Source organism: Streptomyces rimosus subsp. rimosus (assembly GCF_000720725.1).
GTDB lineage: Bacteria > Actinomycetota > Actinomycetes > Streptomycetales > Streptomycetaceae > Streptomyces > Streptomyces rimosus_A.
In genome coordinates this window covers 143,534-155,726 of sequence record NZ_JOCQ01000003.1, presented here as the reverse complement: position 1 = coordinate 155,726, position 12,193 = coordinate 143,534, and the positions used below count along the sequence as shown (strand labels likewise).

16 protein-coding genes are annotated in these 12,193 nt (G+C 71.3%); 9 read left to right on the top strand and 7 right to left on the bottom strand.

Features of this window, described 5'->3' with window-relative positions; all coding sequences use genetic code 11:
* Positions 1-17 precede the first annotated feature (17 nt).
* A complete protein-coding gene (locus tag IH45_RS0102690) occupies positions 18-392 on the top strand; it encodes a VOC family protein (RefSeq protein WP_030660601.1) in 375 nt (124 codons plus the stop codon).
* A gap of 59 nt (positions 393-451) precedes the next feature.
* Here IH45_RS0102690 and IH45_RS0102685 read toward each other — a convergent pair whose 3' ends face one another.
* Entirely contained in the window at positions 452-802 is a 351-nt protein-coding gene (locus IH45_RS0102685) for a YybH family protein (RefSeq protein ID WP_030660597.1), read from the bottom strand.
* 83 nt (positions 803-885) lie between these two features.
* Positions 886-1,749, bottom strand: coding sequence for an SDR family oxidoreductase (locus IH45_RS0102680; protein WP_030660594.1), 864 nt, complete (start codon positions 1,747-1,749; stop codon positions 886-888).
* Positions 1,750-1,813: 64 nt separating this feature from the next.
* On the opposite strand from IH45_RS0102680, the gene IH45_RS0102675 reads away from it, so the two are divergent.
* The gene (locus tag IH45_RS0102675; protein ID WP_050514472.1) at positions 1,814-2,179 is read left to right on the top strand and encodes a winged helix-turn-helix transcriptional regulator; all 366 of its coding nucleotides are present in this window, start codon (positions 1,814-1,816) and stop codon (positions 2,177-2,179) included.
* Positions 2,180-2,254: 75 nt separating this feature from the next.
* On the opposite strand, the gene IH45_RS0102670 is transcribed toward IH45_RS0102675, so the two are convergent.
* A complete protein-coding gene (locus IH45_RS0102670) occupies positions 2,255-2,815 on the bottom strand; it encodes a GNAT family N-acetyltransferase (protein WP_030660587.1) in 561 nt (186 codons plus the stop codon).
* Between the two features lie 207 nt (positions 2,816-3,022).
* Here IH45_RS0102670 and IH45_RS0102665 point away from each other — a divergent pair, with 207 nt between their 5' ends.
* On the top strand, positions 3,023-3,628 hold the full coding sequence (locus IH45_RS0102665) for a hypothetical protein (protein ID WP_050514471.1): 606 nt from the start codon (positions 3,023-3,025) through the stop codon (positions 3,626-3,628).
* A gap of 4 nt (positions 3,629-3,632) precedes the next feature.
* On the opposite strand, the gene IH45_RS0102660 is transcribed toward IH45_RS0102665, so the two are convergent.
* Positions 3,633-4,001, bottom strand: a complete 369-nt coding sequence (locus IH45_RS0102660; protein WP_030660580.1) for a hypothetical protein — start codon at positions 3,999-4,001, stop codon at positions 3,633-3,635.
* Positions 4,002-4,116: 115 nt separating this feature from the next.
* Between IH45_RS0102660 and IH45_RS0102655 the strand changes: the two genes are divergently transcribed.
* The 4 genes from IH45_RS0102655 (at position 4,117) to IH45_RS0102640 (ending at position 7,913) form a co-directional block, all read left to right on the top strand.
* Positions 4,117-4,353 (top strand): hypothetical protein, encoded by a 237-nt coding sequence (locus IH45_RS0102655; protein ID WP_158812873.1) that lies wholly within the window; start codon positions 4,117-4,119, stop codon positions 4,351-4,353.
* Positions 4,354-4,357: 4 nt separating this feature from the next.
* Positions 4,358-4,798: a helix-turn-helix domain-containing protein gene (locus tag IH45_RS0102650; RefSeq protein ID WP_030660574.1), complete on the top strand. Its 441-nt coding sequence runs from the start codon at positions 4,358-4,360 to the stop codon at positions 4,796-4,798.
* 121 nt (positions 4,799-4,919) lie between these two features.
* Complete coding sequence (locus IH45_RS0102645; protein WP_030660570.1) at positions 4,920-5,333, top strand: VOC family protein; 414 nt, start codon at positions 4,920-4,922, stop codon at positions 5,331-5,333.
* 189 nt (positions 5,334-5,522) lie between these two features.
* Positions 5,523-7,913 (top strand): ATP-binding cassette domain-containing protein, encoded by a 2,391-nt coding sequence (locus IH45_RS0102640; protein WP_030660567.1) that lies wholly within the window; start codon positions 5,523-5,525, stop codon positions 7,911-7,913.
* A gap of 93 nt (positions 7,914-8,006) precedes the next feature.
* Here IH45_RS0102640 and IH45_RS01000000143030 read toward each other — a convergent pair whose 3' ends face one another.
* Both IH45_RS01000000143030 and IH45_RS0102630 read right to left on the bottom strand, forming a co-directional pair.
* Positions 8,007-8,483 carry a hypothetical protein gene (locus tag IH45_RS01000000143030; protein WP_050514470.1) on the bottom strand — a complete coding sequence of 159 codons (477 nt, stop codon included), beginning with the start codon at positions 8,481-8,483 and terminating at the stop codon, positions 8,007-8,009.
* 308 nt (positions 8,484-8,791) lie between these two features.
* Positions 8,792-9,646 (bottom strand): putative protein N(5)-glutamine methyltransferase, encoded by an 855-nt coding sequence (locus tag IH45_RS0102630; protein WP_030660564.1) that lies wholly within the window; start codon positions 9,644-9,646, stop codon positions 8,792-8,794.
* Positions 9,647-9,995: 349 nt separating this feature from the next.
* Here IH45_RS0102630 and IH45_RS0102625 point away from each other — a divergent pair, with 349 nt between their 5' ends.
* Together IH45_RS0102625 and IH45_RS0102620 are read left to right on the top strand one after the other, a co-directional pair.
* Positions 9,996-11,381: a carotenoid oxygenase family protein gene (locus tag IH45_RS0102625; RefSeq protein ID WP_032916654.1), complete on the top strand. Its 1,386-nt coding sequence runs from the start codon at positions 9,996-9,998 to the stop codon at positions 11,379-11,381.
* Between the two features lie 126 nt (positions 11,382-11,507).
* Positions 11,508-11,723: a hypothetical protein gene (locus IH45_RS0102620; RefSeq protein WP_030660558.1), complete on the top strand. Its 216-nt coding sequence runs from the start codon at positions 11,508-11,510 to the stop codon at positions 11,721-11,723.
* Between the two features lie 24 nt (positions 11,724-11,747).
* On the opposite strand, the gene IH45_RS0102615 is transcribed toward IH45_RS0102620, so the two are convergent.
* Positions 11,748-12,107 carry a winged helix-turn-helix transcriptional regulator gene (locus IH45_RS0102615; protein ID WP_030660555.1) on the bottom strand — a complete coding sequence of 120 codons (360 nt, stop codon included), beginning with the start codon at positions 12,105-12,107 and terminating at the stop codon, positions 11,748-11,750.
* Positions 12,108-12,193 lie beyond the last annotated feature (86 nt).

Here is a 12,193-nt window from a genome sequence, read left to right as displayed (position 1 = left end):
CCCCGTAGGGTCTGGCCATGGCCTGTCGCATTTCCGAACTGATAATTCCCGCCCGGGACCCGCAAGGGCTGGCGGCGTTCTGGTGCGAGGTGCTGGACTTCGTCGTGCTCGATCCCGATGACGGCGGCGCGGTGGAGATCGGACCACGGGAAGGGTTCGGCGGATTGCAGCCGACCCTGGTCTTCGTGCCCGCCGCCGAGCCCAGGACGGGGCAGTTGCGGCTGCATTTCGACGTCAACGCCACCGACCGCGACCAGGACGCCGAACTCGAACGCCTCCTGAAACTCGGGGCGCGGCCGGCCGACGTCGGCCAGAGCGGCGATGAGCCCTGGCATGTTCTGTCCGACCCCGAGGGCAATGAATTCTGCCTGCTGCGGGCCCGCTTGAGCTGAGCGGCGCCTTCGTCTTCAGGCGGGTGCAGCATGCGCTGCACCCGCCGGGTCGACGACCCTCAGACGCTGTAGGGGTTGTCGATGACGTATACCCAGTTTCCCGCGCTCGTCCTCTTCATTACCTCAAGCGCCTTTCCTTCGGTGATGCCGTCCTCGCCGGTGATCCGCCATCTCGCCTCGACCATGGCCAAGTCGCCGTTCTGGTGGACTGACGTAGCCCCCATTTCCATGGTGCCGGGTGAGTCGAGGTAGGGCTTCAGCGCTTTCTTGATGCTTTCCCTGCCGCGGACCGGCTCGTGTCCCGCTCCCGGTATGAAGACGGCATGGTCATCGAACAGGGAACCCAACCCGTCGAGGTCCCGGTCCTTGAGGTATTCGGCGAAGAGCCGGTGCACATCTTGCGGCTTCATGTTCTTTCCTCTGCTGTGGATGGGGTGGAGTCGCCGGTGGGGCCGACCGGGGGAGTGTTCTTGCCAAGAGCGCTCCCGGTCGGCTACAGGCCGACCTGCGCGAGCCACTGGGCGGTGGTGCGCGGCTTCAGACCCAGAATCCGCTGGGCGCTGTTGTGCTCGCTGATGGTGTGGTCCGGCGCCGTCGCGAGCCGCTGGTACAGAGCGGTGACCGCGGCCGCTCCCGCGCCTCCGACGACGGGGGTGACCAGGCGGCCGAACTCCTCGGGGGTGAGCGGCTCATAGGCGACGTGCCGGCCGAGGTGGTCGGAGAAGACCCGGGCGAGGTCCGGGCCCGTAATTCCCGGGTACTGGCCCACGCCGATCGTGCCGGTGATGTCGGGGCGGTCGAACAGGGCGGCGACGACATCGGCGTTGTCCAGGTGTGACGACCAGGAGACCGGGAAGTCCGCGGCCGGCGGATAGCGCAGCTTTCCCCGGGTGCGCATGGTGTCCAGGACCAACGGCAGAAGCAGGTTCTCCAGGAAGAGCCGTGGCGCGATCACCGCGTGCGACAGGCCGGTTTCTGCCAGGCCGCGTATGAGGGTCCGGATGGCGGAGCCATGCGGGGCCAGGAGCTGTGGGTGGGGGCCGTCGACGATTTCTCCGCTGGTGGAGACCACCACCCGGCGGGGCCTCGCCCGGGAGAGGGCGGCGACGATGCTGTGTGCGTAGGCCAGCCGGTCCTCCTCGGCGGTGACGGGCAGATGCACGAAGACGCCGTCGGCCCCCGCGTAGATGCGGGCCAGATCCTGGACGGAGGTGTAGTCGGCTGCGACGACCGGAGTGCCGTCGGGGCGGGTTCCGGGCTTGCGGCCCACAGCCACGACCGGCTTGCCGGCGGACGTCAACTTGGCCAGCACGGGGGCGCCCTGAGCACCTGCGGCGCCATGGATCACGTAGCTCATGAAGCCATTAGTGCACACGATGCATCGATTACATCAACTGCACCAATGGCGTAGTGTCCGCGGTGTGACCACGAACATCCCCCGACTTCCCGAATGCGGGGTCGCCCGGTTCCTGGCCGTACTGGAAGGGCCGTGGGCGACCCTGGTCGTACGCGAGCTGCTGCCGGGCAAGCGCCGTTTCTCCGAACTGCGCGACGCGCTTCCCGGAATCAGCCCGCATACTCTGACCAGCCGACTGCGAAGGTTCGAGGCGTACGGGATCGTGACCCGCTCCGTCCACGCAGAGGTGCCACCGCGCGTCGAATACGAGCTCACGCCGCTCGGACAGCAACTGCGCACGGTGCTCGATGCGATGGCGCAGTGGGGCGAATCCGTCCAGGACCCCCACCTCCATGGGCCCGCCGCCCTTGCGGAGAAGAACGCCGACTGAAACGCCGTCACTGCTGGATGGTCAGACCCCCGCAGGCGATTTCTCCGGTCTGCGCGCTGACCCCGGAGAAGTGCCCTAACGCCGCCGCTCCCACTCGTCCCGCGTGAGTACGTACTCCACCTCACCGTGTTCCGAGCCGGGAATTGCCTCCGGCCAGTCGCCGGTGAAGGAGCGGAGAAAGGACAGGCCGGACTTCTCCATCACCCGCCGAGACGCCCGATTGACCGCCATGGTGTTCGCGGTCACCCGCTCCACCGCGAGTTCGGTGAAACCCTTGTCGATGAGCGCTCGGGCTCCTTCGGTGGCGTAACCGCGGCCCCAAGCCGCCTTGTTGAGACGGTAGCCGAGTTCGACCACGGCGGGGCTGTCGTCTTCCAGTGGCCGGAACTCGAACCACCCCAGGAAAACCCCGGCCCTCTTCTCCTGCGCCGCCCAAAAGCCGCGCGTCGCGAAACACGGGTGGTCGTGCAGGAGCCGCGGCAAGGTCCGCTCCACGATCGCCTCGCGGCTCGTGGGCCGGCCGCCGTTGATGAAGCGCATGACGTCCGGGTCGTTGTCGAGCGCGAAGAGGCGGTCGGTGTCGTCGGCGGTGAACGGGCGCAGCACCAGCCGGCCGGTTTCCAGGAAGGCACGCATGCCGCGATCCTGGCCGGTGACGGCGGCGGAGCGCCACCGGAATTCGCCGCGGTCCGTGGGAAAGAGACGGTCCGCCCGGCTGGATATCAGCTGAAAACCAGGCGAGAGCCCTCCATTTGGGCCAGTCCTCCGGGCCGTTCCGGCATGGCGGCAGGCCGTCGGTGCGATGTGTCCGGATGCTGAGAGCCGGACCAGGCAGGAGCAACCGTGGACGATCTCAGCCGCCGAGGAGCCCGGAGCCCGGCACCCGACAGCTCCGGCCATGACGCCGGCCAGCCGGGCGTCATCGGCATCGGACTGGCCGCCGTGCTGACGGCCGCGCTCGCGCAGGGTTCGTGGCAGTGGTTCGCCACCTACATCGGCGTCACGCTGCTGGCAGTGATCTTCTCCTTCTACCGGCTGCCGACGTGGCGGCCCGGCCTCTGGTCCGCGTCCGTACGGAACCTGGCCGCGTACTCGCTGGTCGTCGGCCTGTGCGTGGCGATCGCGCTGGCCCCCATGCTGCAACGCTGGTCATGGCTGTTCCCGATGCCGGGCACCCGTGCCAGATGCCCCGCGCTGGGTACGTACGAGAGCATCCGCACGGAGGCGGCACTGGCGAACCTGGCAGGCCGCGACGGCGCCGCCTTGGCCCAGGCCCAGGACGCCCACAGCCATGCCGCCGTGGCCGACTGCCTGTCCGCCACCACGACCCTGTGGCTACCGGTGTACGCGGCCGGTGCGGCCGTGCTGGTGGGGGCGTGGGCGTGGGCTGCTGAGCGGGTTCGGACGCGGAAGGGAGCAGCGGGCCGGGCCCCTTCCCGCGCGGGTTGAGGCGTTACGTGAGGTCCGTACCTGACGAGGACCGGACGCCCAACGCGACGCCGGTACAGGCCACTACGGCAGTCGCCGCAGCGTCGAGAAAGAGCGTGAACGACCACGACCTGTCCGCGGTGTCGATCCGGCCGATACGAAGCGGGCGCTGCTCCGCATCTTCGAGGATCTGGACGGTGGCGGCGAGGCCCTGTGTCGGCCGGCCGCGCCGTAGGGTGCGGCGGAGCCGGGCCCGGTAGACTTGCGCGAGCCGGCCGGCGGTGACCGTACCGTCCCAGACGATGAAAGCACCCCCGGCGAGCAGCGCCTCCCGCGCGGCCCCGCATGCCGACGTCTGTCCGCCGAGCATGGCCGCAAGGTCTTCGCGCCTCATGATCCGGTCCTCCGCCTCGTCACCCGTGGCCAGTTGGGGTGCGGGCTGCTGTCACCATCTGACCGGAGCAACCTACCTGCTCCGGTGCCTGCACCGGGCGCACGACCATGAGCTGTTGCTCGACGTTCAAGGGAGGTCGCCCGATGAGCTGGGCGATCTGATGAGCGCCCCCGGCTCCGGGACAGACCACGCGCGCCATACCTTCGGAGAGAGGGAATACGTATGCAGCACCTGTCTCCCCGAGCAGGACGACCACGCGATCAAGACCCTGTTCGGCCTCCTCGACCAGTTCGTCGCCGAGCGCGAAGCCGCGCAGGTCACAGCGTCCGCCACGCGCTCCGTGCGATCCTGACCCGGTGAATCTGCAAGACCTGGTCCAGCTGCGGCGGGCGCGGGACCTGATGGATCGGGACTACGCGCAGCCGCTGGACGTGCCGGCGCTGGCGCGGGCGGCGCATATGTCGTCGGGGCACTTCTCGCGGAGTTTTCGTGCCGCTTACGGGGAGACGCCGTACAGCTACCTGATGACGCGCCGGATCGAGCGGGCCAAGGCGCTGCTACGGCGGGGGGACCTGTCGGTGACGGAGGTCTGCTTCGCGGTGGGGTGTACGTCGCTGGGGTCGTTCAGTTCGCGGTTCACCGAGCTGGTGGGGGAGAGCCCGAGCGCGTACCGGGCGCGTTCGCACGAGCCGGGGGCGGCGATTCCGGCCTGTGTCGCCAAGATCTACACGCGGCCGGTGCGGAACGGGCCGCCGCCCGCCGCTGACGGTGACGGCGGCGACGGCGGCGACCGCTGAGCCGCCCGGAGCCCCGCCCGGAGCCCCGTCCGGAACCCGCCCGGAGCCCCACCCGGTGCCCGCCTCCAACCGGTCACGAATGGAGAAGCGCGGCGCACGGCCCCGCCGTAGCGTGTTGCGCATGGACATTCACCTTTCCACCTGCTTCATCGCCGTCGACGATCACGACAAGGCGCTGCCCTTCTACCGCGACGTGCTCGGCCTGGAGGTGCGCAACGACGTCAAGTTCGAGGGGATGCGCTGGGTGACGGTCGGCTCGCCGTCGCAGCCCGGCGTGGAGATCGTGCTGGAGCCGCCGCTCGCGGACCCGAACGCCTCGCCGGCCGACCGGCAGGCCATGGCGGAGCTGCTCGCCAAGGGCATGCTGCGCGGCGTGATCTTCTCGTCCGACGACGTGGACGCCGTCTTCGAGCGCGTCCAGGCCTCGGGCGCCGAAGTGCTCCAGGAGCCGGTCGACCAGCCGTACGGGGTCCGGGACTGTGCCTTCCGCGACCCCGCGGGCAATATGCTGCGCTTCGCTCAGCGCAAGAAGTGAACCGGGCGCCGGCCGGTGACCGCACCGGCCGGCGGCGGGCCCGGACCGGACAGGGCCCGGATCGGGCCCGGACCGGATCGGGGCGTGACCGGCGCGAACCGGTCGTACGGCTGCAAGCTGCCACTCGGAAACAGGCGACGCCGACGGGGGAACCGCGGCGGCGGCGCCGCCTCACACAGGGAGAAACGTATGAGCACGGGCCCGAAGACGGATGCGCGGCCGGCTGCGCGGCACGCCGCCGACAGCCACGACGCGATCCGCGTGCACGGCGCGCGCGAGAACAACCTCAAGGACGTCAGCATCGAGATCCCGAAGCGCCGCCTGACGGTGTTCACCGGGGTGTCCGGCTCGGGCAAGAGCTCGCTGGTGTTCGACACGATCGCCGCCGAGTCGCAGCGGCTGATCAACGAGACGTACAGCGCCTTCGTGCAGGGCTTCATGCCGGCCCTGGCCCGCCCCGAGGTGGACGTCCTGGACGGGCTGACCACCGCGATCATCGTCGACCAGCAGCGGATGGGCTCCGACCCCCGCTCCACCGTCGGCACCGCCACCGACGCCAACGCGATGCTGCGCATCCTCTTCAGCCGGCTCGGCGAGCCGCACATCGGCCCGCCCGGCGCGTACTCCTTCAACACCGCCTCGGTGTCGGCGAGCGGCGGGTTCCGGGTCGAGCGCGGGGAGAAGACCAAGACGGAGAAGGTGACCTTCAGCCGCACCGGCGGCATGTGCACCCGCTGCGAGGGCCGCGGCAAGGTCTCCGACATCGACCTCGGCCAGCTCTACGACGACACCAAGTCGATCTCCGAGGGCGCGTTCACCATCCCCGGCTACACGGCGGGCGGCTGGAACGCCCGGCTCTACGCCGAGTCGGGCCTGTTCGACGCGGACAAGCCGATCCGCAAGTTCACCAAGAAGGAGCTGCACGCCCTCCTCCACCAGGAGCCGACCCGGATGAAGATCGCGGGCATCAACATGACCTACGAGGGTCTGATCCCGCGGGTGACCAAGTCGTTCCTGGCCAAGGACAAGGAGGCGATGCAGCCGCACATCCGGGCGTTCGTGGAGCGGGCCGTCACCTTCACCACCTGCCCCGACTGCGACGGCACCCGGCTCAGCGAGGGCCCCCGCTCCTCGAAGATCAAGGAGATCTCGATCGCGGACGCGTGCGCGATGGAGATCCGCGATCTGGCCGAGTGGGTGCGCGGCCTCGCCGACCCCTCGGTGGCGCCGCTGCTCACCGCACTGCAGGGCACGCTCGACTCCTTCACGGAGATCGGCCTCGGCTACCTCTCGCTCGACCGCCCGGCCGGCACCCTCTCCGGCGGCGAGGCGCAGCGCGTCAAGATGATCCGCCACCTCGGCTCCTCGCTCACCGATGTCACCTACGTCTTCGACGAGCCGACCGTCGGCCTGCACCCGCACGACATCCAGCGCATGAACAACCTGCTGCTGCGGCTGCGCGACAAGGGCAACACGGTGCTCGTCGTGGAGCACAAGCCGGAGACGATCGCGATCGCCGACCACGTGGTGGACCTCGGCCCGGGCGCCGGCATGGCGGGCGGCAGCGTCTGTTTCGAGGGCACCGTAGAGAAGCTGCGGGCGAGCGGCACCGTCACCGGCCGCCACCTGGACGACCGCGCCTCGCTCAAGAAGTCGGTGCGGGGGGCCACCGGCACGCTGGAGGTCCGCGGCGCCACCGCGAACAATCTGCGGGACGTGGACGTCGACATCCCGCTCGGGGTGCTCTGCGTGGTCACCGGTGTCGCGGGCTCCGGCAAGAGCTCGCTGCTGCACGGCTCGATCCCGGCGGATACGGGTGTGATCGCGGTGGACCAGGCGCCGATCCGTGGCTCGCGGCGCAGCAACCCGGCGACGTACACCGGGCTGCTCGACCCGGTCCGCAAGGCATTCGCCAAGGCCAACGGCGTGAAGCCGGCGCTGTTCAGCGCCAACTCCGAGGGCGCCTGCCCGGCCTGCAACGGCGCCGGCGTCATCTACACCGACCTGGCGATGATGGCCGGTGTGGCGACCACCTGCGAGGACTGCGAGGGCAAGCGGTTCCAGGCGTCGGTGCTGGAGTACCACCTCGGCGGCCGGGACATCAGCGAGGTGCTGGCGATGCCGGTGGCCGAGGCGGAGGAGTTCTTCGGCGCGGGCGAGGCGCGCCTCCCGGCGGCCCACAAGATCCTCCAGCGGCTCGCCGACGTCGGCCTCGGCTACCTCACCCTCGGCCAGCCGCTCACCACGCTGTCCGGCGGCGAACGGCAGCGCCTGAAGCTCGCCACGCACATGGGGGACAAGGGCGGCGTCTACGTCCTGGACGAGCCGACCACCGGCCTCCACCTCGCCGATGTCGAGCAGCTGCTCGGCCTGCTGGACCGCCTGGTGGACTCCGGCAAGTCGGTCATCGTCATCGAGCACCACCAGGCGGTCATGGCCCACGCGGACTGGATCATCGACCTCGGCCCGGGCGCGGGCCACGACGGCGGCCGGATCGTCTTCGAGGGCACCCCCGCCGACCTGGTCGCCGGGCGCGCGACCCTCACCGGCGAGCACCTGGCGGATTACGTGGGCGCCTGACCGGCCGGCCCGGGCGTAGGTCCGGGCGTGCGCGTACCGGGGGTCCGTGGACGCCCGGGTTACGTACACGCCCGGGTTACGTGGACGCCCGGGTTACGTGGACGCCCGGGTGTACGTGTACGTCCGGGCATACGCGGTGAAGCCCAGTGACTCGTACAGCCGCTTGGGCACCGGATAGGCGGCGTCACCGCGGGCCTGCACGACCGCGCGGTGGCCACCGGCCCGGGCGAAGGCGTGCAGGACGGCGGCGCATACGGCCCGGCCCGCCACATCCGCGTCATCCCGCTGGGCGCGGATCGCGTAGCCGTCCGGGAGGCGGGGGAGGGGCGGGAGATCACCGGTGAGGGGGCGCCCGAGGCAGGTCATGTACGGGTGGGTGTCCGGGCCGGTGGCGGGGCCTGTGCCCGGCCCGCCGGTCTCCCGTACGTACCCCCGCAGTTCCAGCGCCTCGATCACGGCCCGCTCGGTGTCGGCAACCTCGACACTCAGCGGGCCGGATTCCGCCGCCCCGGTCGCTGCATCCGCTGCCGCACCGGCCGCCGCCTCCGCCCAGTCCAGCACGTCATGCACCAGCTCCGGCCGCTCCGGATCGACCTGGAGCAGCAGCCCGCCGGGCAGCTCCAGCCAGCCCCACGCCAGCGTCCGGCCGCCGTCGCTCCAGACCGCCGTCGGGCAGTGGACGGAGCGGTCGAGCGCCAGGCACCAGTTTCAGGCGAGGTCACCGATGTGGCGGTATCCGGTCGCCGGAAAGGTGCGGACGGCCAGGCTCTGCATGGCGCGCAGCGCCAACGGGCCCGCGTACTCGTGACGTTGCATGGGGCGCCATGCTGCCGACCCGGCTCCGGCCGGACAACGGAATTTCGGGTACGGCGCCGCCGTCAGGGCGCCGTGCCCGGCCGCGCCCCTATGACGACCGTCGCGCACAGATCCTCGTCAGCGGCCAGCCGGGTGCGCAGCCCGTGGCGCCGGAAGGCGTCGAGGGTGTGCGGCGCCTGGCGTTCGCTGGTCTCGATCAGCAGGTGGCCGCCGGGGGCGAGCCACCGAGCCGCCTCGGCCGCCACCCGGCGCTGGACGTCGAGCCCGTCCGCGCCGCCGTCCAGCGCCACGCGCGGCTCGTGGTCGCGCGCTTCCGGCGGCAGCAGGCCGATGGCATCGGTCGGCACGTACGGGGCGTTGACGACCAGGATGTCGACGCGCCCGCGCAGGCCGGGCGGCAGCGCGGCGTACAGATCGCCCTCGTACACCCGGCCCGTGGCGGGCGGGATGTTGCGGCGGGCGCACCGTACGGCGGCGGGTTCGATGTCGGCGGCGTGGAGTTCGATGTGCGCGGAAGGCATGTCATCCGCGCTGCCGACGGCCGCCGCCAGCGCCGCGCCCACCGCGCCCGTACCGCAGCACAGGTCGACGACGACGGGCCGCGGCCGGGGGACGGCGCGTACGAGGGCGGCGGCCTGGCCGACGAGGAATTCGGTGCGGCGGCGGGGTACGAAGACGCCGGGGTCCACGGCGATCCGCCGGCCGCAGAACTCCGCCCAGCCCAGGACCTGTTCGAGCGGGAATCCGGCGACGCGCCGGTCCGTCATGGCGGCGAGGTCGGCGGGCGTGCGGGCCGTGGCGACGAGGAGTTCCGCCTCGTCCTCGGCGAAGACGCAGCCTGCCGCGCGGAGTCTGGTGACGAGGGAGGGCAGTGGGGCCGGGACGGCGGAGGAAGGCGAAGACAGGTGGTGTGACATGCGAGTTCGGGCCTTTCGGGGTGCCGAAGGGCGCTCTCGCGGTCACCTGCCGCTCAGGGACCGTACAGCCGTGAGGTGAGAGCACCCCGCCTGGACAGCGGTAATGGGTCTCACCTCCTCAGTCGTGCACTGCTTGAGGCGGTCACCTTACCCGAAGCCGGGCGCGATGACGTGGCAGGCGGCCGCCGGGCGGTTCCGGTAGGGGGCGCGCGGGGTGCCGTTCACGCCTCCGGGCCCGCCGCTGGTCTCGACGCGGCGGTGCGGTGGCTGGAGGGTGGAGGCGGGGTGCTGCCGCGGGAGGCGGTGACCGGGGGGTCACGGCGGGGCGGGGCCGGGAAGGTGGGCGGCGATGGCGGGTGCCGGAAATCCGTATATGCGGGGCCTGTTCGCTCCGGTGAAGGAGGAGACCACCGCGTACGACATGGCCGTGACCGGCCGGATACCGGAGGAGCTGGACGGGCGCTACGTACGCAACGGGCCGAACCCGCTGGGCGTGGACGACCCGGCGGCGTACCACTGGTTCAGCGGCGACGGGATGCTGCACGGCGTCCGGCTGCGCGGCGGCCGGGCCGAGTGGTACCGCAACCGCTGGGTGCGCTCCGACGCCATGGCGATGCGCCTGGGCGAGAAGATCCTGCACGGCCCGCGCCACCTGGACATGGACTTCGCGCCCAACAGCCATGTCATCCGCTTCGCCGGGCGCCTCCTCGCGCTGGTCGAGGGCGGCGCGCTGCCGTACGAGGTGGACGCCGAGCTGGACACGGTGGGCCCCTTCGACTTCGCCGGCACCCTGCCGGGCGGCCTCGCCGCGCACACCACGATCGACCCGGACACCGACGAGCTGCACTGCGTGGCGTACTGCTGGGCCTGGCCGTACGTGCAGTACCTGGTCGTGGGGACGGACGGCCGGGTCCGGCGCCGCGTGGACGTCCCGGTCGAGGGGCGGCCGATGATGCACGACTTCTCACTGACCGAGCGGCATGTGCTGCTGTACGACCTGCCGGTGGTCTTCAACCCGGGCGCAGTCGGCGTCGGCCCGTCCTTCCCCTACGTGTGGGACGCGCAGCGCCCGGCCCGGCTGGGGGTGCTGCCGCGGGAGGGGCGGGCGGCGGACGTGCGGTGGCTGGAGCTCGACCCGTGCTTCGTCTTCCACCCGATGAACGCGTACGAGAGCGAGGACGGCAGCGGCCGGATCGTGGTCCATCTCGTGCGCTACGAGCGGCTGTTCGCGAAGGGGCGCACCGGGCCGGACGGGGCGCCGCCCGCGCTGGAACGCTGGACCGTGGACCTCCGGGCGGGCCGGGTCCACCGCGAGCAGCTGGACGAGCGGCCGGTGGAGCAGCCACGCGTGGACCCGCGGCGGCTCACGCTGCCCCACCGGTACGGCTACGCGGTGCTGGAGTCCGACGATCCGGATCTGCGGGCGTCCCGGCTCCCCGGGATCGAGCGGGTGGGGTGCGGGCTGGTGAAGTACGACCTGGAGCGCGGCGTCGGCGAGGTGCGCCGCTTCACCCCGCAGGGCGGTGTGGGCGAGGCCGTGTTCGTGCCCGCCGGCCCGGACGCCGCCGAGGACGACGGCTGGCTGCTGGCGTACGTCCACGCCCCGGAGCGCGATGCCACGGACCTCGTCATCCTCGCGGCCCAGGACTTCACGGGCGAGCCGGTCGCCCGGGTGCACCTGCCGGTGCGGGTGCCGGTCGGTTTCCACGGGAACTGGATACCGGACCGGGAGTGATCTCTGGACACCGGACCGGGAGTGACCTCCGGACGCCGGACCGCGAGTGATCTCCCCACCCCCTTTTCCTTTTCCGATGCGCTTGCATTGGTACGCTGGGCGGGTCAGCGGACGAAAGGGAACGGCATGACCGGCAACGACGAACCGCTCAAGCGCGCGGGCGCGGCCCTGGAGGCGTACACACTCTCCGAGGAGGGCTGGCGGACGAGCCCGAGCGAGACCCTTCAGCGGGTCCTGGCCGACCTGATGCACTGGTGCGAAGCCACCCAGCGGGGCTTCGACCGGTCGCTGGCCCTGGCCCGGGAGCGATACGGGGAGGAGCGCGCGCAGCAGCAGCCGTGAACGGCTCGCACCGGACGCCGGCCCTCAGCACGCACGCGGGTGGCGCTCCCCGTACGTCGCCTCGATCTCCTCCATGTGCACCCGGCCCCACAGGCCGAGTGGCTCCAGCGCAGTGTTGAGCGAGGCGCCCAGCTCGGTGAGCGAATACTCCACCTTCAGCGGGACCTGGTGATAGACCTCGCGGTGCACGATGCGGTCGGTCTCCATCTCGCGCAGCTGCTGGATCAGCACCTTCTCGCTGATGTCCGGCAGCGCGCGCTTGAGTTCGCCGAAGCGCTGCGGCCCCTGGGCCAGCTGCCACAGCAGCAGGACCTTCCACTTGCCGCCGATGACGTCCACGGCGGCGTCCAGACCGCACTCGTACGGGCCCTTGCGTCGGCTCATGACCGTGTCCCCCTCGTTCGCCGCCGGACGTGAGGAATCGTAAGGCAGCGGCACGCGCGGGGAGGGCGGGACCGGCCCGCCCACCG

What these genes read in the sequence shown, in the direction of transcription:
- IH45_RS0102690 (WP_030660601.1), top strand. Translation starts at nt 18, where the DNA reads ATGGCCTGTCGCATTTCCGAACTGATAATTCCCGCCCGGGACCCGCAA.
- IH45_RS0102685 (WP_030660597.1), bottom strand. Translation starts at nt 802, where the DNA reads ATGAAGCCGCAAGATGTGCACCGGCTCTTCGCCGAATACCTCAAGGAC.
- IH45_RS0102680 (WP_030660594.1), bottom strand. Translation starts at nt 1,749, where the DNA reads ATGAGCTACGTGATCCATGGCGCCGCAGGTGCTCAGGGCGCCCCCGTG.
- IH45_RS0102670 (WP_030660587.1), bottom strand. Translation starts at nt 2,815, where the DNA reads ATGCGTGCCTTCCTGGAAACCGGCCGGCTGGTGCTGCGCCCGTTCACC.
- IH45_RS0102660 (WP_030660580.1), bottom strand. Translation starts at nt 4,001, where the DNA reads ATGAGGCGCGAAGACCTTGCGGCCATGCTCGGCGGACAGACGTCGGCA.
- IH45_RS0102645 (WP_030660570.1), top strand. Translation starts at nt 4,920, where the DNA reads ATGGACATTCACCTTTCCACCTGCTTCATCGCCGTCGACGATCACGAC.
- IH45_RS0102640 (WP_030660567.1), top strand. Translation starts at nt 5,523, where the DNA reads ATGAGCACGGGCCCGAAGACGGATGCGCGGCCGGCTGCGCGGCACGCC.
- IH45_RS0102630 (WP_030660564.1), bottom strand. Translation starts at nt 9,646, where the DNA reads ATGTCACACCACCTGTCTTCGCCTTCCTCCGCCGTCCCGGCCCCACTG.
- IH45_RS0102625 (WP_032916654.1), top strand. Translation starts at nt 9,996, where the DNA reads ATGGCGGGTGCCGGAAATCCGTATATGCGGGGCCTGTTCGCTCCGGTG.
- IH45_RS0102620 (WP_030660558.1), top strand. Translation starts at nt 11,508, where the DNA reads ATGACCGGCAACGACGAACCGCTCAAGCGCGCGGGCGCGGCCCTGGAG.
- IH45_RS0102615 (WP_030660555.1), bottom strand. Translation starts at nt 12,107, where the DNA reads ATGAGCCGACGCAAGGGCCCGTACGAGTGCGGTCTGGACGCCGCCGTG.